This is a genomic window from Rhizobium rhizoryzae (assembly GCF_011046895.1).
Classification (GTDB): Bacteria; Pseudomonadota; Alphaproteobacteria; order Rhizobiales; family Rhizobiaceae; genus Neorhizobium; species Neorhizobium rhizoryzae.
This window is the reverse complement of the sequence record NZ_CP049250.1, coordinates 1793904-1814479: the sequence shown is the minus strand read 5'-3', so window position 1 is coordinate 1814479 and position 20576 is coordinate 1793904. Positions and strand designations below refer to the sequence as shown.

Genomic DNA, 20576 nt, shown 5'->3' with positions numbered 1-20576 from the left:
TGCATAGGCGTCGATGATTCGGGCAGCAGCAGGGCGGTTTTCCTATTGTGCGATGTCGATCAAGCTTTTCATTCGAGCCGGGCATGCACTGCGATGTCACATTCAACGGAAGCCCGTCCGTCACCTTCAAGCCAGGCCTCCACATCATCAAGGGCAGGATGATTCTGAACTCCGGTTCGACGGTCACGGCAAATGGCGTGACCTTCTATTTTCCCGATGTCGACAGCGAAATCCGGGCCAATGGCGGGCTGACCTTCACCGGCTCGCCATCAACCAGCGGCGCCTACAAGGACATTCTGATGTTTGAAAAGACATCGGACGCGGCCAACAACAGCCGCAAGACGCAATACATCTTCAACGGCTCCAAGGGCGAAAACATCGAAGGCATCATCTACCTGCCCAACCGCGATGTTACCTATAACTCCACGACGAACCAGACCAGCAAGATCAGCATGGTGGTCAATTCTGTCATCATGAACACGTCCAACTGGCGCGTGGAGCCATTTACGCCATCTGCCACGGCGAGCACCACGACCTCCGCCTCGAACGGCAGCAGCACGTCGAACTTTGGACGGCTCGTCAAATAACAGACGGCCCGCAGAACACACTGGACATGAAAAAGGGCGCTCGAGGCGCCCTTTCTCGTCGATTACTGGCTGGCTCAGATGAGCTTTGCCATCGCAACAGCCGTATCGGACATGCGGTTGGAGAAGCCCCACTCGTTGTCGTACCAGCTGAGAATACGCACGAAATTGCCTTCCAGAACCTTTGTCTGGTCGAGTGCGAAGATCGAGGAATGGCTGTCATGGTTGAAGTCGCGCGAAACCAGCGGCTCATCCGTATAGCCCAGGATACCCTTCAGAGCGCCGTTCGATGCAGCGATGATGGCATCGTTGATTTCCTTGGCGGTCGTGTCGCGCTTGGCAACGAACTTGAAGTCCACCACGGAAACGTTTGGCGTCGGAACGCGGATGGACGTGCCGTCCAGTCTGCCCTTCAGATGCGGCAGAACCAGACCAACAGCCTTGGCAGCACCGGTCGAGGTCGGGATCATGGAAAGGGCTGCGGCGCGGGCGCGGTACAGATCCTTGTGCATGGTGTCGAGCGTCGGCTGGTCACCTGTATAGGAGTGGATCGTCGTCATGAAACCATGGTCGATCCCGACCGCATCATCCAGAACCTTCACCACCGGCACGAGGCAGTTCGTGGTGCAGGAGGCGTTGGAAATGACCAGATGGTCCTTCGTCAGCTGGTCGTGGTTGACGCCGTAGACAACCGTCAGGTCCGCGCCGTCAGCCGGGGCCGAAACGATGACGCGCTTGGCGCCAGCCGTCAGGTGAGCGGCAGCCTTGTCGCGCGCTGTGAAGATGCCCGTGCATTCCAGAGCGATGTCAACGCCCAGTTCCTTGTGCGGCAGCGTTGCCGGATCCTTGACTGCCGTGACCTTGATCGGCTTGCCACCGCCAACGGTGATCGTATCGCCCTCGACCTTGACCTCTGCCGGGAACTTGCCGTGGATGGAATCGTAGCGCAGCAGGTGAGCATTGGTCTCGACCGGGCCGAGATCGTTGATCGCGACGACTTCGATGTCGGTGCGGCCCGACTCGACGATGGCACGGAGAACGTTGCGGCCGATGCGGCCGAAGCCGTTGATGGCAACCTTGACAGTCATGTGCATTAACTCCCTAGACTTGGGCTTATGGTGATGGAAAACGGGCGCCATCAGGCGCCCGGAATAATCAAAGCTTGGCTTCGGCGGCTGCGACGACAGCTTCGACCGTAATGCCGAAGTGCTTGTAGAGATCCTTGGCCGGACCGGAAGCACCGAAGGACTTCATGCCGATGAAGGCACCATCGTTGCCGATGAAGGCATCCCAGCCCTCCCGAACGCCTGCCTCGATGGCGATCTTGACCGGCGACTTGCCGAGGATTGCCTTGCGATAGTCTTCCGACTGCTCGAAGAACAGCTCGACGCACGGGACCGATACGACACGCGTGGCAACACCCTTGCCTTCCAGAGCTTCAGCAGCCTTGACCGCAATCTCGACTTCCGAACCGGATGCAAACAGCGTGACCTTGGCATCGCTGGACGAAACCAGTTCATAGGCTCCCGAGGCGCAGAGGTTCTTTTCCTCATACTCCTTGCGCACCGGCATCAGGTTCTGACGGGTCAGCGCCAGACCGGACGGACGATGCTTGTTGTTAAGCGCGATCTGCCAGCATTCCGCCGTCTCGGTCTCGTCGGCCGGACGGAACAGCATGAGGCCAGGGATAGCGCGCAGCGATGCCACATGCTCGACCGGCTGGTGCGTGGGACCGTCTTCGCCGACGCCGATGGAATCATGCGTCCAGACGTGAACCACGCGAATGCCCATCAGGGCTGCCAGACGAACGGACGGGCGGCAGTAATCCGAGAAGATCAGGAAGCCGCCCGAATACGGAATAAGTCCACCATGCAGCGCAATGCCGTTCATGGCAGCGGCAGTGGCATGCTCGCGGATGCCATAGTGCATGTAACGGCCAGAAAAATCATCCGGAGAGATGGACTTCATCTGGCTGGTCTTGGTGTTGTTGGACGGCGTCAGGTCGGCGGAGCCACCCAGCGTTTCCGGCAGAAGACCGTTGATCACTTCCAGCACATCTTCGGAAGCCTTGCGCGTGGCAACAGTCGGATTATTGGCAGCCACCTTCTTCTTGAAGGCATCGAGGGCGCTGTCAAAACCGCCCGGCAGGTCGCCGGCAAAACGGCGCACGAACTCGGCACGCTTTTCGGTTTCGGCAGCAGCCAGACGCTCTTCCCATTCCTTGCGTGCCTTGGTGGAACGCAGACCGGCCAGACGCCAGTTGTCCAGAACGTCAGCGGGAACGCTGAATGCGTCCGCTTCCCAGTTGAGCGCCTTGCGGGTTGCCGCGATTTCTTCGGCACCCAGCGGTGAGCCGTGAACCTTGTGGCTGCCCTGCTTGTTCGGTGCGCCAAAACCGATGATGGTTTTGCAGGCGATGAAGGTCGGGCGATCGGATTTCTGCGCCTGCTCGATCGCTGCGGCAATCGCGTCCTGATCGTGGCCGTCGATCTCGATCGTGTTCCAGTTCACCGACTTGAAGCGGGCGATCTGGTTGGTGCTATCCGACAGGGAGACCGCACCGTCGATGGTGATCTTGTTGTCATCCCAGAAGACGATGAGCTTGTTGAGCTTCAGGTGACCGGCGAGCGCGATGGCTTCCTGGCTGATGCCTTCCATGAGGCAGCCGTCGCCGACCAGCGCATAGGTGAAATGGTTCTGCAGCTCAGAGCCGAATTCCTGCGCCAGCTTGCGCTCGGCGATCGCCATGCCCACCGCATTGGCAATGCCCTGACCGAGCGGACCCGTGGTGGTCTCGATGCCCGAGGCATGACCGTATTCCGGATGGCCCGCAGTCTTGGAACCGAGCTGACGGAACTGTTTGATGTCTTCGATCGTCATATCCTCGTATCCTGTTAGATACAGGAGAGAATAGAGAAGCATCGAGCCGTGACCGGCAGAGAGCACGAAACGGTCGCGATCCGGCCAGAGCGGGTTCTTGGGATCGAACTTCAGGTAACGGCTGAACAGAACGGTTGCGACGTCGGCCGCACCCATTGGCAGGCCTGGGTGCCCGGAGTTTGCCTTTTCGATCGCATCCATGGAGAGGAAACGGATCGCATTCGCCATCCGGTTATGTTTTTCGGCAGAGGTCATGGCTAGTCCGCTGGTTTGCAGTGTCAATCAAGCCCGTGAGTAGGACCAAACGAGGCGCGGGTGTTCCATATCAGGTGCAACGGCCAAGTCAATAAATGCCACCCGCGAACTGGGCTCGTCGCTGCATTTGATGCAGTCGTAAAGTAGGATCTGTCGGCTTCACTTGAAAGGCCTAAAAATGAGGATAGCGTCCCTCAGGTCGAAAGACTTGATCCACAGCAAAGGCATGCCGACGCATGGCTCGGTTTATTGACCGGAAATGACACGACGCATAGTGTGCAATGCTTATGAGAGATCTGGCGGCCACGATTCGCAATCGCCATATCTTATGCCTTGTGACCCCGCAGGATGCCGGTGAGTAAAACCTTGGAAGCCACCATAGCCGAACTCTGGGCTGCCGTTAGCCGCCTCGAGACTGCCGTGGACATGCGCATGGAGCGTCAGCGGGAAGCCGCTGATGTGGAAAGTGAAGTGCGGCGCGTTCATGCCGATCGCGCACGTCTGGCGCATGAGCTTGATCAATCGGAATTCCGTGCCAACCGGCTGGAAGAGGTCAACCGCGAAGTATCACGCCGTCTGGTGACGGCGATGGAAACCATTCGTGCCGTTCTCGACCGGTAATCAGGCCGATAATCAGGAAAGCAGGCGACAGCCATGGCTCAGGTAACCATCACCATAGACGGCAAGGCCTACCGCATGGCTTGCGAGGAAGGCCAGGAAGGCCACCTTGAAACGCTGGCTTCCCGTTTTGATCGCTATGTCGGCCACCTGAAGAGCCAGTTCGGCGAGATCGGAGACCTGCGCCTCACCGTCATGGCGGGGATCATGGTGATGGACGAGCTTTCCGAGCTCAACCGTCGCATCGCGTCCCTCGAGGGGGAGCTTGACGTGCTCAAGGCGGAAGGCAATGGCGCCGCCGAAGCACAGCACAAGAGCGAGGTGGCGATGATCCACACGCTCTCGGAACTTGCAGGCCGCCTTGAAGGCATCACGGCAAAGCTCAACACGCGGCCCTCCCAGAATCCGGCCAACTGATATCTCATCTATTTCCGTTCGCCCCACTGGCGATCCCTCACCTTCTCGCTTATATTGTCGTTGCGGTCTGCGCTTCCCGACAGGAACCACAATCCCTGGGGCCATACTCGATCCAAAGGGAGCTGTCCCTGACCAGGCCCGTGGGCCTGGACACACGGTGCCCACCTACTTTTGTAGGCACCCAGGATCGTAAATCTCCATCGGTCGCCGTGGATCGTACTTTCTTTGAAGGTTGAAAAACCTTTTGCGTGTAAAGCCTTGACTTCTCGCGCCGCAGGACCAACTACCCCGTTCGGGGTAGGGTTCTCTCATATATGCCATTCACAAATACAAAATTCGCGCGCTCGTCGCTTTTGATGCTGATGGTTGGCGCAGCCGTTCTGGCCGCTATCGTCGTTTCGTCCGTTTATCTGGCGCGCTCGACGCAAAGCTACTTTGCCGACGTCGTGCGTCTGCGCGACTTGAGAAGTTCCTCAGCGGACATGATGCTGTTGCTGCGGGCGGCAGAAGCCGGGCAGCGTGGCTTTCTGCTAAGCCGTGACCAAGAGTTTCTCGAACCCTATCTGGCGGCAACCGAGCGGGTTGCCGCGTCTCGATCCCGTTTCCAGAAAGCCTACGACGGTCAGACGGCGGTGCATTTTCCGGTGGAGCAGTTCAACGAATTGCTCGATGCGAAATTGGCTGAAATGAAACGCACGCTTGATCTCGCCGAGGCGGATCGATTTGACGAGGCGATCACGCTCGTCCGCGAAGCAACTGGCCGCGAAATAATGGACAGTATCAGCAGCCTGCTGATCACCCTTATCCGCGATCTGGATGAACGGCTGAGTACTGGGATTCAGGAGCTCAACGGCACCGCTGGCACGCTGCAATGGGCGACAGTGGGCGGCGGCATTGTCATCATGATCGTTGTGGGCGGAGCCATTCTCGTTGTCGTACAACACGTTCGAGAGCTGTCCCACGCCCATCGTGAGGTTGAAGCGCTGAATGCTGGGCTGGAAGAGCGGGTCGATGAGCGCACCGAGGACCTCATGCAGGCAAACCGCGAGATCCAGCGCTACGCCTATATCGTCAGCCATGATCTGCGTGCGCCGCTCGTCAACATCATGGGCTTCACCAGTGAACTGGACCAGACACTGAAATCGATCCGCGCCTATGTCCTGGCGGATGGCGACAAGTTGTCAGACGATCAGATCCAGCAGGCACGCCTCGCCGTGGAAGAGGATCTGCCGGAAGCAATCTCCTTCATCCGCTCCTCCACGAAGAAGATGGACGGGCTGATCAACGCCATCCTCAAAATCTCGCGCGATGGGCGCAGGGAATTGAAGCCGGAACCGGTGAACCTGCAGGAGCTTCTGGAAGCAACGGCGGCCAGCATCAATCATCAGGTAACCGATGGTGATGGTGAGGTCAGCATCTCCGCCCAGGCGGCGCGCAACCTCGTCACCGACAAGTTCTCGCTCGAACAGATCTTCGGCAATCTCTTCGACAACGCGGTGAAGTACAAGAGCCCGCAGCGTCCGTTGCAACTGGTTGTCAAAGCCTATGCTGTCGGTCGAACCGCGCTGCGCATCGAAGTACAGGACAATGGTCGAGGCATAGCGCCGGAAGATCATGAAAGGGTTTTCGAGCTCTTCCGTCGGTCGGGACTGCAGGACAGCCCGGGCGAAGGCATCGGCCTCGCCCATGTCAGATCATTAGTTAGAAATTTAGGAGGTGAGATTACGGTCACCTCCACGCTCGGCGGCGGCTCAACTTTCATTGTGCGCCTGCCGATGGATCTTTCCCAGTATGTCAGGAGTCACGGGGTATGAAAGCTGCAGGACGCGAAGTCACAATCGTCATGGTCGAGGATGACGAAGGCCATGCCCGCCTGATTGAAAAGAACGTGCGCCGGGCGGGCGTCAACAACGAGATCATTCCCTTTACCAACGGGAACGCCGCTCTCGACTACATTCTCGGCCCCGACCGCACCGGCGACAATATCCAGAACAGGTATATCCTCATCCTTCTCGACCTGAACCTGCCGGACATGTCGGGCATCGATATTCTGGAGAAGGTGAAGTCCAACCCGCATGCCAAGCGCCTGCCGGTGGTGATCCTGACGACGACGGATGACGAGCGCGAGATTCAGCGCTGCTACGATCTTGGCGCGAATGTTTACATTACCAAGCCCGTGGATTACGACAGTTTTGCCAATGCCATCCGGCAGTTGGGCCTGTTCTTTTCCGTCATGCAGATCCCTTGATGTCGCGTGGAGACAATGTCGCAGACCATCCTCTACGTTGACGACGATGCAGCGCTTGGCCGCCTGGCCCAGCGTTCGCTCGGTCGCGTCGGCTATACGGTGGAGCATGTCATGGACGGTGCCGCCTGCCTCGCGGCACTGGACGCCAACCATTACGATGCCATTGTCCTCGATCATTATCTGCGATCCGAGACAGGTCTCGACATTCTGCGCATGTTGAAGGAACGCGGCCTTTCGATCCCGACAATCTACGTGACGGGATCGAGCGAGGCGACGATTGCCGTCGATGCGCTGAAAAGCGGTGCCGCAGATTATGTGATCAAGACTGTCGGCGAGGAATTCTGGTCTCTGATGGAAAGCGCGCTGCGCCAGGCCATCGCCACAGCGGAACTGCACCGGGCGAAGGAGCTTGCGGAACAGGAAATCCGCCGCGGAAAAGAACGCGCGGAAGTTCTGCTGGCAGAAGTCAACCACCGGGTTGCCAACAGTCTGGCACTTGTCGCCGCTCTGATCCGCCTTCAGGTGACGAGCAGCAAGGATGAGGCTGTGCGCGACGCCCTGACGGAGACGCAGGCCCGCATCACCGCCATCGCAGGCATGCATCGCAGTCTCTATACATCCGACGATGTCCGGCATGTGGAGATGGACAAGTATCTTGCCACTCTGGTGCAGGAGGTTCACCGCTCCGTCAATCTGGGTAGCGAAGGCCCATCCATTTCGCTGGATGCCGATGCCGTATCGCTGACATCGGATCGTGCGGTCTCCGTTGGCATGATTGTGACCGAACTTCTGACCAACGCCCTGAAATACGCCTACCCCGTGGGCTCTGGCGGCGAGGTGCGCGTGCATCTTAAACACTCGGGTGACGGCACCGCCCTCCTTGCCGTGGAAGATGACGGCGTTGGCCTTGTCGAAGGATCCACCCCCAAGGGAACAGGGCTCGGCAGCCGCATCATCCGTTCGATGGCGGCTACGCTTGGAAGCTCCATCGCCTATGCGGACGTCACACGCGGAACGCGTGCGGAACTCGCTCTGGAACTCGGACAAACTGGCTGAGCGCATTGCCAAGGCGCAGCGCCACCGATAATATCGCGCTCCTAACGTCAGCCGTGGCCTTCATCAGGGAACCGAAACAGTTTCCATGTGTTTGCGCGGCGGGGTCGACCGGATGTTCGAGTCGGCCCGGGCCTGCCACGCTTTATTCAAGGTGGCCTTGGCTCTGGCGCAACAAATGAGAGTCACTTGTTAACCGAAATATCCATCGTCGTTCTTCTCACCATCCTTAACGGCGTACTGGCCATGTCCGAACTGGCTGTCGTTTCCTCCCGTGCCGTGCGCCTGAGGGTTATGGCCGAACAAGGCAACAGAGGCGCCGCGCAAGCCATCAAGCTGGCGGAAGACCCTGGCCGTTTCCTTTCATCCGTTCAAATCGGCATTACGCTCGTCGGCGTCCTTTCAGGCGCTTTCTCCGGTGCAACCCTCGGGGCTCGCCTGTCCGCCTGGCTTCTGTCCATGGGCCTTCCTCAAGGCTGGGCGGATGGCCTCGGCGTCGGCTCAGTCGTTGTGGCCATCACCTATCTTTCGCTGATTGTTGGCGAATTGGTGCCGAAGCAGATCGCGCTGCGGGCCCCGGAAATCGTTGCAGCGCGCGTTGCACCGATGATGGTGCTTCTGTCGAAGCTCGCGCTTCCCCTGGTGTGGCTGCTGGATGCCTCCGGTCGAAGCGTCCTGGCGCTCCTGGGTCAGAAGGGCGAATCCGAGGAGCGAATGACCGATGAGGAAATTCGCACGGTTCTTGCCGAAGCGCAGATCGCGGGCGTGATCGAGACCGAAGAATCGGCCATGATCTCCGGTGTCATGCGCCTCGCAGACCGGACCGCTCGCGGATTGATGACCCCGCGCCGCGATGTGGAAGTCGTCGACATCGAGGACGATCCGGCGGAAATCCGCGCTCAGCTCAGGAACACGCAAAAATCCCGGCTACCGGTTCGCAACGGCTCGTCCGACGAAATTCTCGGCGTTCTGTTCGTGAAGGATGCCTACGAGGCAATTGCCGAAGGCAAGGATCCGGACATTCGCAACCGCATGCGCGAGGCTCCCGTGGTCTCCGACCTCACGGGCGCCATCGACGTGATCCAGGCTCTGCGCAAGTCCAGCGCCCATATGGTTCTGGTCTATGACGAGTATGGCCATTTCGAAGGCATTGTAACCTCCGGCGATATTCTTGAGGCCATTACCGGCGTGTTCCAGGAAGACGAGGTCGAAGAGCCTGCAATCGTTCAGCGGGATGACGGCTCCTTCCTCGTTGCTGGCTGGATGCCGGTCGATGAATTTGCCCATCAGATGGGTTTCTCCATGAAGGAAGATCCGGATTACGAGACCGTTGCCGGCTTCGTGCTGGACGAGTTGAAGCACCTGCCGGAACTGGGTGAGCGATTTAACTGGAATGGCTGGTCCTTCGAAGTGATCGATCTGGACGGCAGGCGCATCGACAAGCTTCTGGTGCAGAAGGCAGCGGTCGAGGCATGACCGGCAATGTCGAGGCGAAGGCCCTTCTGAGAGCGGAGCGGCTGGCCGCCCGCAATCAGCTGGCGCCGGCAGAACGCATCGAGAAGAGCCTGGCAATCGCCGAGACTGGCCTCAAGGAATTGGAACTGGAGCCGGGCATGATCGTGTCCGGCTTTTTCCCGATCCGGTCCGAGGCGGATATCAGACCGCTGATGGCAGGCCTCAAGTCACGCGGCGCCATTCTTTGTCTACCGGTTATCCTCGACAAGACGACCATCGTGTTTCGCGAACTGCATGCGGACCGTCCTCTGGTGCCGATGGGATTTGGCACCTTCGGTCCGGGTGCCGACTGCGCTGAACTCGACCCTTCGCTGATGCTCGTACCCTTGGCAGCCTTTGACAGGACCGGCCATCGCATTGGCTATGGCGGCGGCTATTACGACCGCGCAATCGACCGTTTGCACAGGAAAGGCTTGCATCCACGTCTGATCGGCATTGCCTTCGATTGCCAGAAAGTGGCATCAGTACCCGCAGAACCTCACGATATGCGTCTTCACGGCATCCTCACAGAAAGTGGCCTGAGACGCCTGAACAGCTGAACGGATTGGCATGCGACTTCTCTTTCTCGGCGACATGGTAGGCAAGACCGGACGCACTGCCGTCTGGGATCGCCTTCCCGGCCTCATCTCGGACCTCAAACTTGATTTCGTGATCGTCAATGGCGAGAACGCTGCGGGCGGCTTCGGGATCACCGAAGATATCTATCTCGAGACGATCAATGCCGGAGCCGATGTCGTCACCACCGGTAACCATGTCTGGGATCAGAAGGAAGCCGTGTCCTTTGCTGGCCGTCACGATCAGTTCCTGCGCCCTGCCAATTACCCGGCTGGCACCCCCGGTCGCGGCTCCGGTCTGTTCTACGCCCGCAACGGCGCGCGCGTTCTGGTCGCCAACATCATGGGCCGCGTGTTTATGCATCCGGAGCTGGATGATCCCTTCAAGAGCGCCGAAGCCATTCTCGACGCTTGCCCGCTCAAGGAACAGGCGGACGCCATCGTCTTCGATTTCCATGCGGAAGCAACAAGCGAGAAGCAGTGCTTCGGGCATTTCGTCGATGGTCGTGCCAGCTTCGTTGTCGGCACCCATACGCATGTTCCGACGGCCGACCACCAGATTCTGAACGGTGGAACCGGCTATATGTCCGATGCTGGCATGTGCGGCGATTACGATTCATCGCTCGGCATGGAGAAGGAAGAGCCGCTGAACCGTTTCATTTCCAAGATGCCGAAGGGGCGTTTCGAGGCCGCGAGCGGTCCCGCAACGATCTGTGGCGTTGGCGTGGAAATATCCGACAGCACCGGGCTTGCGGAAAAGATTGCCCCGCTTCGAATCGGCCCTCGCCTGCAGGAAGCCATTCCCGAATTCTGGAGATAACCGGACAATGAGCATCTTCGACGACGACCGCCCGAAAAAGGTAACGCAACACGAAATCGGCTGCGACCTCTCACTCTTGTCTGCGGACGAGCTGGACAAGCGGGTCGCTTTGCTCGAGGCGGAAATCGTCCGTTTGAAGGCAGAGCGCGCGCAGAAGGATGCAGGACGCCGAGCGGCGGAAGACTTCTTCAAGCGGTGAGACAAAGCGCCTCATCGCGCTTCATGTTTGCAACCGTACGAATCACTTGAGCAGGGTTTCGATCACAAGTGGCGTTACTTGGCGTTATGGGACAGATCTGATCCAGACTGGAATGGCTGCTCGCGAAGAATTTATACCGCGTGTAAACCTATTAATCGGCCATTAAGCATTTTCAGTAATGATGATCTCGACCGGGTTTCCTGGTCTCAGACAGTTTCTCCAATCGGCGATTTGGTCTGATTCTCCCTGTTTTACCTTGAGAGCCGCTCCCGCGGCTCTTTTTTTTGTGTCTATGCTTGTAAACTGTGGGAATTAACCCTTCTTTAAGAAACGCCTTGCGGATTTGCGCTAGTGGGATCATCTTCTGTTGCAGAAAGAAGCGAGAGCGGAACCTTTTGAGTGGTTTCGTCATTGCCTGATCAAGTGGATGCGTTAGCAGGATTATCTCGATGTCAGAGCAGGTATTGAATACCGTCAGTTTCGCAGGCCGCGCCGCTAGCTCGTCGCAGTTCAAGGCGCTGTATACGGAAGGCATGTCGCTGGTCGAAGAGACCGCCGCTTATCTGGATGGCCCGGGCCGCGCCGCGTCCAAGGTGCTGCCGCGTGTCGCGACTGTGCTTTACGCAGCCGAATCCATGCGGCTCACCACCCGCCTGATGCAGATGGCATCGTGGCTGCTGCTGCAGCGCGCCGTCAACAATGGCGAAATGAGCTACGATCAGGTGCTTGCCGAAAAGAACAAGGTTCGCCTCGACGGTTTCAATGTCGATCGCATGGCGCCGGGCTGGGGTGATCTTCCGGAAGCCTTCCGTGATCTTGTCGAGCGTTCGCTGCGTCTGCAGAACCGCGTTGCGCTTCTCGATCGCGAAATCTATCGCCCGCAGGAAGCCATCGTTCCGGACAACGAGAACAGCGTTCGCGCGCAGCTCGATCTCCTACGGACGGCCTTCAAGGGCGCTTGAGCCCAACGAAGAAGTTCATGAAAAAAGCCGCGATGCCCATGAAGGGCGACGCGGCTTTTTCTTTGCTCGAATAGATAGTGTCAGGGCTGGGCAACGGTCGTCTTGACCGTCGCTGTCTTTGCAGGAGCAACGACATCCGCACCGGGACGCTTTGCAACAGCCGTCGGATCAGCCGGCAGGAAGCGATCGAGGAGAACCTTCATCGTCTCATCCCGTTCCTGAGCCGTCTTTCCACCGAGCACGACACCGACGAGACTGCGCCCTCCTCGCGAAACCGAGGTCACCAGGTTGTATCCGGATGCATCCGTATAGCCTGTCTTGATTCCGCTGGCGCCCGGATAGGTGTTCAGTACGCCGTTATGACCGCGGATCTTCATGCTGCGGAACTGGATGGACCGCGCGGAAAACATCTTGAAGTCTTCGGGGAAGTCGCGCATCAGCGCCATGCCAAGCTTCGCCATGTCGGCAGCAGTGGTCACCTGCTCGGGGTCGGGAAGTCCGGCGGGATTCTTGAAGACGGTGTTGGCCATGCCGAGCTGGCGCGCCTTTACCGTCATCAACTTTCCAAAGCCTTCTTCGGTGCCACCGAAATACTCGCCCATGGCGGTTGCGGCATCATTGGCAGAGATCACGATCATGCCTTCGACCGCCTCGCGCACGCTGATCGTGTTTCCGGCACCGATCGCAAACTTGTACGGCTCCTTGTTATTGGCGTTCTCGGAAATCTTGATCCGGTCCGTCCATTTCAACTTGCCGGAGTGAAGCGCCTCGAACGTCATGTAGAGCGTCATCATCTTCGTGAGCGAAGCCGGATAATGCAGCTCCGTCGCACGGTCAGCTTCCAGCACCTGGCCGGTTTTCACATCGATGACCAGGCTGGCCTGATTGCCTTCGGCATGGACCGGTGCAGTGGACAGAAACAGGGAGCCTGCGACGAAAAGCGAGGTCAGCGACCGCGAAAAGGCAAAAGACATGAGCATTCTCTTCATGTTGCGAAAGCCGAGATACCGGCTTTCGGACAAAAAAGAAAACCGCCCGGAAGCTTTCGCCTCGGGCGGCAGGATATCGTCAGAGAACCGGATGCATGATCCGGCTCAAGATCAGAGGCCGAGGCCGCCGAAGCGCTTGTTGAACTTGGAAACGCGGCCACCGCGGTCCATCAGCTGCTGGCTGCCGCCGGTCCATGCCGGATGCGACTTGGAATCGATTTCCAGGTTCATCACTGCGCCTTCCGAACCCCACGTGGAGAAGGTTTCGTATTCGGTGCCGTCAGTCATGACAACCTTGATCTTGTGGTAGTCGGGATGGATGTTCGCCTTCATGACACAGTTCCTGCTTTGCGGGGTCTTTATGTCGCAATTGCAGCGAGCGACCCTATTCCGTAAATGAAGCCGTGCACCGGTCAAGGCCACGGCTTCCCAATTCGATGCGGAGCCTATACAGGAAGGTCTCCCAAAGCACAAGTACCCGCAAACGGGCTGAACAGCCCTGTTTTGTGGCCAAGCCAGACGGAAATGCCCGATGAAAGCCGAGAAGACGCGCCGCTCCCCCCAGCCTCTGCTGCGCCTGATGCCCTATGTCATGCGCTACAGGAAGATGGTGGCGGCTGCAGGCGTGTTTCTGGCGCTTGCGGCGGCAACAACGCTGATGTTGCCGCTGGCCGTGCGCCGCATGGTGGATCATGGTTTCGCGGCGGCAGACGGCAGCTTCATCAACAGCTATTTTGCCATGTTGCTGGCGCTGGCCGTGCTTCTCGCGGTGTCGAGCGCCATGCGTTACTACTATGTCATCACGATCGGTGAACGCGTCGTTGCCGATCTCCGCACAGAAGTCTTCCAGCGGGTCACCGCGCTCTCGGCCTCCTTCTTCGATGTCAACCAGTCCGGTGAAATCGTCTCGCGCCTGACGGCGGATACGACACAGATCAAGTCCGCCTTTGGTTCCGCCGCCTCGCAGGCCCTGCGCAATGTCATCCTCTGTCTTGGCGCGATGGCAATGATGATCCTGACGAGCCCGAAGCTCTCGCTTCTGGTTCTGGGCGCCATTCCGCTGATCGTCTTCCCGCTGGTGGGTTTCGGGCGCTCCGTTCGCCGCCGTGCGCGCGCGGCCCAGGATACGCTGGCTGCAACCTCCGCCTTCGCGTCTGAGACCATATCGGCCAATCGGACCGTTCACGCCTTCGGCGCCGAACAGGCCGCGAGCGCGCGCTACACCTCGACCGTCGAAGCGGCCTATGACGCAGCGCGCGTTGCCATCCGGTCACGGGCCTTCCTCACCGGCTTCGCCATCCTGATGGTCTTTGGCAGCATTGTCGGCGTGCTGTGGTACGGCGCACAAAGCGTGCTGAACGGCACCATGACCGCCGGAACGCTTGGGCAATTCGTTCTCTATTCAGTCATCGCCGCAAGCTCACTCGGTCAACTTTCCGAGGTCTGGGGAGAGCTTTCGCAGGCTGGTGGCGCGGCGGAGCGCCTCAGCGAATTGCTGAGCGAAGTCCCGGCGATTCGCGATCCACAGCATCCGGTTTCCCTGCCCTCCCCCGCACGCGGCGAAGTCAGCTTCGACAAGGTTGGCTTCATCTACCCGACACGGACCAATGCCGCAGCCATCGAGCAGCTGTCCTTCACGGTCGCTGCGGGTGAAACAGTCGCAGTCGTCGGCCCTTCCGGCGCTGGCAAGAGCACGCTTCTTGCCCTGCTGATGCGTTTCTATGATCCGACATCCGGCGCAATTCGCCTCGATGGCGTCGATCTGCGCGAGGCAAGGCTTGCAGAACTTCGTTCGCGTCTTGCCATCGTGCCGCAGGATGTGACCATCTTTGCCGCTTCCATCCATGACAACATCGCTTTCGGACAGCCGAATGCCACGCGCGAGGCCGTTCGGCAGGCGGCGATTGCGGCGCAGGCGGATGAGTTCATTTCCCGTCTCGAAAACGGCTATGACACCATGGCAGGCGAACGTGGCGTTACCCTTTCCGGCGGCCAGAGACAGCGCATTGCCATAGCCCGCGCCATCCTCAAGGATGCACCCGTACTGCTTCTGGACGAAGCCACCTCGGCGCTGGATGCCGAAAGCGAAACGCTGGTGCAGAAGGCACTGGATGGTCTGATGCAGAACCGCACGACCATCGTGATTGCTCATCGCCTCGCGACCATTCTCAAGGCCGATCGCATTCTGGTCATGGAGAACGGGCGGATCGTTGAGGAAGGAACGCACCAGCAACTGGTTGCGAAGGGCGGCCTCTATGCCAGCCTTGCCAAACTACAATTCGAGGCTGGCAGCCAGAGCTTCATCGCCGCGCAATAAGCAAGGCCGGACGTTGGGTGGAAATCCACCCGGCAAATGCTGTGCATGGGTGGAAAATCACCCATTCGCAGATTGTCTGGCGCGTGCCTTCCGATCGATCGTCGTATTTCCGTTGTGTTGTGCATCCGTGCGACAACAATTCCGCGCATCTGGCAGGCGTGGAGGAGAACCGTCTGCTGGCTTGACCATTTACGGGAGGATGATCGGATGAAGTTTCTCAAATCCATTCTGGCCGCTGGCCTGATGACGGGCCTTTTTGCCGCAAGCAGCGCCAGCGCGCAGTTTCCGGAACGTACGATCACGCTCGTCGTGCCATTCGCGGCGGGTGGCTCAACGGATGTGGTTGCTCGCGTCATTGCCGAGCGCATGTCTGCCGATCTTGGCCAGCAGGTCATCATCCAGAACGTCGCGGGCGCTGGCGGAAGCCTGGGAGCGGCCAACGTCTCCCGTGCCGAACCGGATGGCTATACCATCCTCATGGGAACCGTCGCCACCCATGCACTGAACCCGCTGATGCTGAAGGCCAAGCCCTACGATGCCGAAAAGGACTTTGCTCCAGTCTCGCTGCTGGTGGTCGTTCCGAACGTGCTGGTCGTCAATCCGCAGCTTCCCGCGAAGAATGTTGCCGAACTGCTGGCGCTTCTGAAGGCCAATCCGGACAAGTACAGCTATGCCTCGTCCGGCAATGGAACGCCGCTGCATCTGTCGGGCCTGCTGTTCAACAGCATGGCGAACGTCAACATGCAGCACGTGCCTTACAAGGGCGCCGGTCCTGCACTGAACGATGTCATCGGCAATCAGGTGCCGATCATGTTCGACAACCTTCCCTCCTCTTCCGGTCACATCAAGGCCGGAACACTGCGCGCCCTCGCCGTCACCACATCACAGCGCGCACCATCCTTCCCGGATGTTCCGACCATGGCTGAGGCTGGCATCCCGGGCTATGAGACCTATACCTGGAACGCTCTCTTTGCTCCAAAGGGCACGCCCAAGCCCGTGGTGGACCGCCTGAACGCAGCCGCGAAGGCAGCGCTCGCAACGCCAGCCGTGGCCGACCGCATGAAGGAATTCAGCGCCTCCATCGTTGCCTCCTCACCGGAGCAACTGGGCGACCATGTGAAGGCGGAGCTGGCGAAATGGGCACCCATCGTCAAGAGCGCCAATGTGACGATGGATTAAGTCTACGACCCTCAACAAAAAGGCCAGAGAGGCAGCTTACGCCGCCTCTCTGGCTTCCCCTGCTCAGGCTGCCGCATGTCGCCCGGCGATGCGGCCCGAAAACAGGCAGCCGCCGAGAAATGTCCCTTCCAGCGCATTGTACCCGTGCAGGCCGCCCCCGCCGAAACCTGCGGCCTCGCCAACGGCATAAAGCCCCGGCACGACCTCGCCATCCGCCCCCAGCACGCGCGCATTGAGATCTGTGTGGATGCCGCCAAGCGTCTTGCGCGTCAGGACATGCAGACGCACCGCGATGAGCGGGCCTGCTGCCGGATCGAGCAAACGATGCGGCTTGGCCGTGCGCATCAGTTTGTCGCCGAGATAGTTTCGGGCGCCGCGTATGGCAGTGACTTGCGCATCCTTCGAGAAGCTATTGAGAATTTCACGGTCTCGCGCCTCGATCTGCTGGCGAATGCGCGAGGGATCCAGCCTGTTTTCACCGGTCAGCCTGTTCATGCCCGCAACCAGCTCTTCCAGCGAGTTGCGCACCACGAAATCCTCGCCCTTGTCCATGAAGGCCTGAACGGGCGCGGGAGGCTCCTTGCCGAGACGCTTCAACAGAAGCCGGATATTCTTACCCGTCAGATCCGGGTTCTGCTCAGATCCTGAAAGGGCAAACTCCTTCTTGATGATCGCCTTGGTGAGGATGAACCAGCTGTAATCCGATCCCCGATCTCGCAAGATCTTCAACGTGCCGAGCGTATCGAATCCCGGCATGGCGGGCGCAGGCAGGCGCTCCCCATTCGCATCGCACCAGAAGGAGGATGGCCCCGGCAGAATGCGGATGCCGTGGTTGGGCCAGATCGGATCCCAGTTCCGCAAGCCCTCCGTATAATGCCACATGCGGTCCGGGTTGATGACTGCGCTGCCGCTTGCCTGGGTGATCCCGATCATCCGGCCATCGACATGGTGAGGCACACCGCTGACCATGCTCTGCGGTGGATCGCCCAGCCTCTCGCGGGGCCAGTTGCGCCGGACGAGGTCGTGATTTCCACCAATGCCACCCGATGCGACGATGACGGCAACGGCAGTGAATTCGAAGGACCCCACAGCCTCGCGCGAACTCTTCTGCCCGCGCAAGACCGGATCATCCGCAAGAATAGTGCCGGACACGCCGGTGATGCGCCCCGCTTGACTGACGAGGTTGTCGACCTGATGACGAAACTTGAACGTCAGGAGACCTTTGTCCGCATCGGCCTCAGCGCGCTTGACGAAGGGTTCGATGACGCCCGGCCCTGTTCCCCAGGTCACATGAAAGCGCGGAACCGAGTTTCCATGGCCATGTGCTTGGGAGCCGCCCCGCTCCGCCCAGCCGACAACCGGGAACCAGCGCATGCCCATCTGGTGCAGCCATGCCCGCTTTTCGCCCGCTGCAAATTGCAGATATGCTTCGGCCCACAGACGCGGCCAGTGATCTTCCGGCCTATCGAAACCAGCGGAACCCTGCCAGTCCTGACGGGCAAGGTCCAGACTGTCGCGAATGCGCATTCGCCGCTGTTCCGGGCTATCGACAAAGAACAGGCCACCCAGCGACCAGAAAGCCTGTCCACCGAGATTTTGCGGCCCTTCCTGATCGATCAGGCAAACGCGCTTGCCCGCGGCAGTGGCTTCCGTTGCTGCGACCAGACCCGCCAGCCCGCCGCCAACGACGATGACATCAAACTCCACGGTGAATCTCCCTCCCCCGATTTCCATTTACTCTTACGCAAACGTCAATAGAGGGCAAGGGGCAGACGTGGAGCCCAATACGTTTCGAAAACTGCTTATTTAGCGGATTATCTCTCGGTAAGCTTCAGCTCGATACGGCGGTTCTGCGACCGTGCTTCCGGCGTTTCGCCCTCGGCAATCGGCTGGAACTGGCCGAAGCCTGCTGCCACCAAACGATTGGCGGGCACACCCTTCGAAATAAGATACTTTACCACGGATGTAGCTCGAGCGGAGGAAAGCTCCCAGTTATCGCGATAGCGCCCGGTGCCACTCAAAGGCGCATTGTCCGTATGGCCATCGACACGCAGAACCCAGTTTATTTCCGCGGGAATTTCCTGCGCAAGTTCCAGAAGTGCGGTCGCGAGCTTGTCCATTTCGGTGCGACCCCGGTCATCGAGATCGGATCCGCCAACGGGAAACAGAACTTCCGACTGGAACACGAAGCGGTCTCCGACAATGCGGATGTTCTGGCGGTCGGATAGAATTTCCCGCAACCGACCGAAGAAATCGGAACGGTAGCGGTTGAGTTCCTGAACGCGCTGGGCAAGCGCCACATTCAGGCGCCGGCCAAGATCGGCGATTTTCGCCTGCGAGTTCTGATCCCTCGCTTCAGAAGCCTGCAGTGCCGCTTCGACGGCGGCGATCTGCGCTCGCAAGGCGGCGATCTGCTGATTGAGCAGTTCGACCTGGCTCATGGCGCGCGCACTTGCCTGCTGCTCCTGATTGAGCTGTTCGGTCAGCGTACCAATCCGGGCATTGGCCGCGTCACTGGAGCCGGCCCCGCGATCAAGAAGCGCCTGAAGCCGCGAGCGTTCCGTTTCAGATGCCGAGAGCGAGGCCTGAAGATTGGCCAGCACATCCTCGGCATCCTGTTTGCCACTCTTTTCAAGCGCCAGCAGTTCGGTCAGTTCGGCAATCTGGCTGTTCAGACGCGTCAGGACCTCATCGCGACCCGTGATCTCCCGACCGAGAATAAACTGGGCCAGCACGAACACCGTGAGCAGAAACATGATGGCGAGCAGCAGCGTCGACAGCGCATCGACAAAGCCCGGCCAGTAATCGACCCCGCGCTCGCGGCGCCGGTTGCGACCTAGCGCCATGGCTTATTTCTCCCCGATCTTGTCGGAAAGGCGATCGAGCGCGCGGCGCATGGCTTTGGCCTCGTCCTGCTGCGCCTCGATCCAATCGCGCAGCATCTGCTGCTCGTTGCGCATGTTCTTGACCAGCCCCTGAATGCTTTCGGCAAGCTGGCTGATGGCTGCCATCGAGCGTTCCGATTGCGAGCCTGCATCGCCAGGCGCCTGCCCCTTGGCCTGAAGCGCAACCAGCTTGCGCAGTTGCTCGACCATGCGGCGCAGTTCGTCGGACGAAGGCTGGCCGGACACGTCGGCAACGGCGTTCTCGGAGTTCACGTCGGTGACGGAAGACAGCCAGTTCTCCAGCTCCGTGTAGAAGCGGTTCTGCGCACGCCCGGCCTGGAGATCGAGAAATCCGAGGATCAGCGAGCCGGAAAGACCGAGCAGCGAGGACGAAAAGGCCGTACCCATGCCGGACAGCGGCGCCGTCAGGCCACTTTTCAGCGCCGTCAGAATGTCATTGTTGTTGCCGGAATTCGGGTCGAGACCCTGGATGACCTCGCTGATCGAGCCGATCGTTCCAATCAATCCCCAGAAGGTGCCGAGAAGACCGAGAAACACCAGCAGGCCGATGAGATAGCGGGATATATCCCGTGTTTCATCCAGTCGCGTCCCGATGGAATCGAGGATCGACCGCAAGACATTGGCAGACAGCGCCACGTGGCGGCTACGCCCCAGCAGCGCGCGCATGGGTGCCAGCAAACGCGGCTCCTTGCCAACCCTGTCGGCGCTGCCGGCTGCACGGAAGGAATTGAACCAGCGTACCTCCGGAATGAGGCTGATGACCTGGCTGAAGATCAGGATGATGCCGATGCCCAGCACACCGAGAATGAGCCCGTTCAGGCCCGGATTGGTCATGAATGCCGTATGCGCCTGCCGATAAAGGATAGCAGCGATGAAGCCGATGATGATCAGGAAGATCACCATGGTCCAGATGAAGGGAAGCGGATTGGAAAGTTTGTACCCGTGGTGTCGGGGAGCCAGATCAGACCCGTTCACATCTTCCAGGGTATCATTCGCCATGATGCACGCAACCTCCACGCAACTGTGGTGGGGAGGCTATTTCAAAAATGAGACAAATTGAAGTGATGCTCTCGGGCAATG

At 59.4% G+C, this 20576-nt stretch carries 20 protein-coding genes and 1 other RNA gene; 14 read left to right on the top strand and 7 right to left on the bottom strand.

Annotated elements, in window-relative coordinates:
- Nucleotides 1-83: 83 nt before the first annotated feature.
- Nucleotides 84-587, top strand: coding sequence for a hypothetical protein (locus tag G6N80_RS14675; protein WP_246251412.1), 504 nt, complete (start codon nucleotides 84-86; stop codon nucleotides 585-587).
- Nucleotides 588-661: 74 nt separating this feature from the next.
- Here the strand turns inward: G6N80_RS14675 and gap are convergent, their stop codons facing one another.
- Together gap and tkt are read right to left on the bottom strand one after the other, a co-directional pair.
- On the bottom strand, nucleotides 662-1672 hold the full coding sequence (gene gap, locus G6N80_RS14670; RefSeq protein WP_062555683.1) for a type I glyceraldehyde-3-phosphate dehydrogenase: 1011 nt from the start codon (nucleotides 1670-1672) through the stop codon (nucleotides 662-664).
- Nucleotides 1673-1739: 67 nt separating this feature from the next.
- A complete protein-coding gene (gene tkt, locus G6N80_RS14665; protein WP_165134793.1) occupies nucleotides 1740-3719 on the bottom strand; it encodes a transketolase in 1980 nt (659 codons plus the stop codon).
- Nucleotides 3720-4067: 348 nt separating this feature from the next.
- Between tkt and G6N80_RS14660 the strand changes: the two genes are divergently transcribed.
- The 11 genes from G6N80_RS14660 (at nucleotide 4068) to rcdA (ending at nucleotide 12105) form a co-directional block, all read left to right on the top strand.
- A complete protein-coding gene (locus G6N80_RS14660; RefSeq protein WP_062555685.1) occupies nucleotides 4068-4340 on the top strand; it encodes a DUF4164 domain-containing protein in 273 nt (90 codons plus the stop codon).
- A 33-nt stretch (nucleotides 4341-4373) separates the two neighbouring features.
- Nucleotides 4374-4754, top strand: coding sequence for a cell division protein ZapA (locus tag G6N80_RS14655; RefSeq protein ID WP_062555686.1), 381 nt, complete (start codon nucleotides 4374-4376; stop codon nucleotides 4752-4754).
- Between the two features lie 61 nt (nucleotides 4755-4815).
- A non-coding RNA gene (gene ssrS / locus G6N80_RS14650) (6S RNA) lies at nucleotides 4816-4974 on the top strand.
- 94 nt (nucleotides 4975-5068) lie between these two features.
- Nucleotides 5069-6568, top strand: a complete 1500-nt coding sequence (locus G6N80_RS14645) for a sensor histidine kinase (protein ID WP_156379261.1) — start codon at nucleotides 5069-5071, stop codon at nucleotides 6566-6568.
- Nucleotides 6565-7002, top strand: coding sequence for a response regulator (locus G6N80_RS14640; RefSeq protein ID WP_062555687.1), 438 nt, complete (start codon nucleotides 6565-6567; stop codon nucleotides 7000-7002). The genes G6N80_RS14645 and G6N80_RS14640 overlap by 4 nt, the downstream gene beginning before the upstream one ends.
- Nucleotides 7003-7017: 15 nt before the next feature.
- A complete protein-coding gene (locus G6N80_RS14635; RefSeq protein ID WP_165134790.1) occupies nucleotides 7018-8058 on the top strand; it encodes a sensor histidine kinase in 1041 nt (346 codons plus the stop codon).
- A gap of 243 nt (nucleotides 8059-8301) precedes the next feature.
- On the top strand, nucleotides 8302-9531 hold the full coding sequence (locus tag G6N80_RS14630) for a hemolysin family protein (protein WP_246251499.1): 1230 nt from the start codon (nucleotides 8302-8304) through the stop codon (nucleotides 9529-9531).
- A complete protein-coding gene (locus G6N80_RS14625) occupies nucleotides 9528-10109 on the top strand; it encodes a 5-formyltetrahydrofolate cyclo-ligase (protein ID WP_165134784.1) in 582 nt (193 codons plus the stop codon). The genes G6N80_RS14630 and G6N80_RS14625 overlap by 4 nt, the downstream gene beginning before the upstream one ends.
- Before the next feature lie 10 nt (nucleotides 10110-10119).
- Nucleotides 10120-10944: a TIGR00282 family metallophosphoesterase gene (locus G6N80_RS14620; RefSeq protein WP_165134781.1), complete on the top strand. Its 825-nt coding sequence runs from the start codon at nucleotides 10120-10122 to the stop codon at nucleotides 10942-10944.
- A 7-nt stretch (nucleotides 10945-10951) separates the two neighbouring features.
- The gene (locus G6N80_RS14615; protein WP_062555691.1) at nucleotides 10952-11143 is read left to right on the top strand and encodes a DUF1192 domain-containing protein; all 192 of its coding nucleotides are present in this window, start codon (nucleotides 10952-10954) and stop codon (nucleotides 11141-11143) included.
- Between the two features lie 449 nt (nucleotides 11144-11592).
- Entirely contained in the window at nucleotides 11593-12105 is a 513-nt protein-coding gene (rcdA, locus tag G6N80_RS14610; protein WP_062555692.1) for a protease adaptor protein RcdA, read from the top strand.
- A gap of 80 nt (nucleotides 12106-12185) precedes the next feature.
- Here rcdA and G6N80_RS14605 read toward each other — a convergent pair whose 3' ends face one another.
- Both G6N80_RS14605 and rpmE read right to left on the bottom strand, forming a co-directional pair.
- Nucleotides 12186-13079, bottom strand: coding sequence for a D-alanyl-D-alanine carboxypeptidase family protein (locus G6N80_RS14605; RefSeq protein ID WP_165134778.1), 894 nt, complete (start codon nucleotides 13077-13079; stop codon nucleotides 12186-12188).
- 126 nt (nucleotides 13080-13205) lie between these two features.
- Nucleotides 13206-13427: a 50S ribosomal protein L31 gene (gene rpmE, locus G6N80_RS14600; RefSeq protein WP_062555693.1), complete on the bottom strand. Its 222-nt coding sequence runs from the start codon at nucleotides 13425-13427 to the stop codon at nucleotides 13206-13208.
- Nucleotides 13428-13626: 199 nt separating this feature from the next.
- On the opposite strand from rpmE, the gene G6N80_RS14595 reads away from it, so the two are divergent.
- Together G6N80_RS14595 and G6N80_RS14590 are read left to right on the top strand one after the other, a co-directional pair.
- Nucleotides 13627-15411 carry an ABC transporter transmembrane domain-containing protein gene (locus G6N80_RS14595; protein WP_062555694.1) on the top strand — a complete coding sequence of 595 codons (1785 nt, stop codon included), beginning with the start codon at nucleotides 13627-13629 and terminating at the stop codon, nucleotides 15409-15411.
- Nucleotides 15412-15654: 243 nt separating this feature from the next.
- Nucleotides 15655-16590, top strand: a complete 936-nt coding sequence (locus G6N80_RS14590) for a Bug family tripartite tricarboxylate transporter substrate binding protein (protein WP_246251498.1) — start codon at nucleotides 15655-15657, stop codon at nucleotides 16588-16590.
- A 63-nt stretch (nucleotides 16591-16653) separates the two neighbouring features.
- On the opposite strand, the gene G6N80_RS14585 is transcribed toward G6N80_RS14590, so the two are convergent.
- The 3 genes from G6N80_RS14585 to G6N80_RS14575 all read right to left on the bottom strand — a co-directional run bounded on the left by G6N80_RS14585 (nucleotide 16654) and on the right by G6N80_RS14575 (nucleotide 20495).
- Nucleotides 16654-18297, bottom strand: a complete 1644-nt coding sequence (locus tag G6N80_RS14585; RefSeq protein WP_246251411.1) for an FAD-binding dehydrogenase — start codon at nucleotides 18295-18297, stop codon at nucleotides 16654-16656.
- 107 nt (nucleotides 18298-18404) lie between these two features.
- Complete coding sequence (locus G6N80_RS14580) at nucleotides 18405-19436, bottom strand: peptidoglycan -binding protein (protein ID WP_062555697.1); 1032 nt, start codon at nucleotides 19434-19436, stop codon at nucleotides 18405-18407.
- 3 nt (nucleotides 19437-19439) lie between these two features.
- Nucleotides 19440-20495 carry an OmpH family outer membrane protein gene (locus G6N80_RS14575; protein WP_165134769.1) on the bottom strand — a complete coding sequence of 352 codons (1056 nt, stop codon included), beginning with the start codon at nucleotides 20493-20495 and terminating at the stop codon, nucleotides 19440-19442.
- Between the last annotated feature and the right edge of the window lie 81 nt (nucleotides 20496-20576).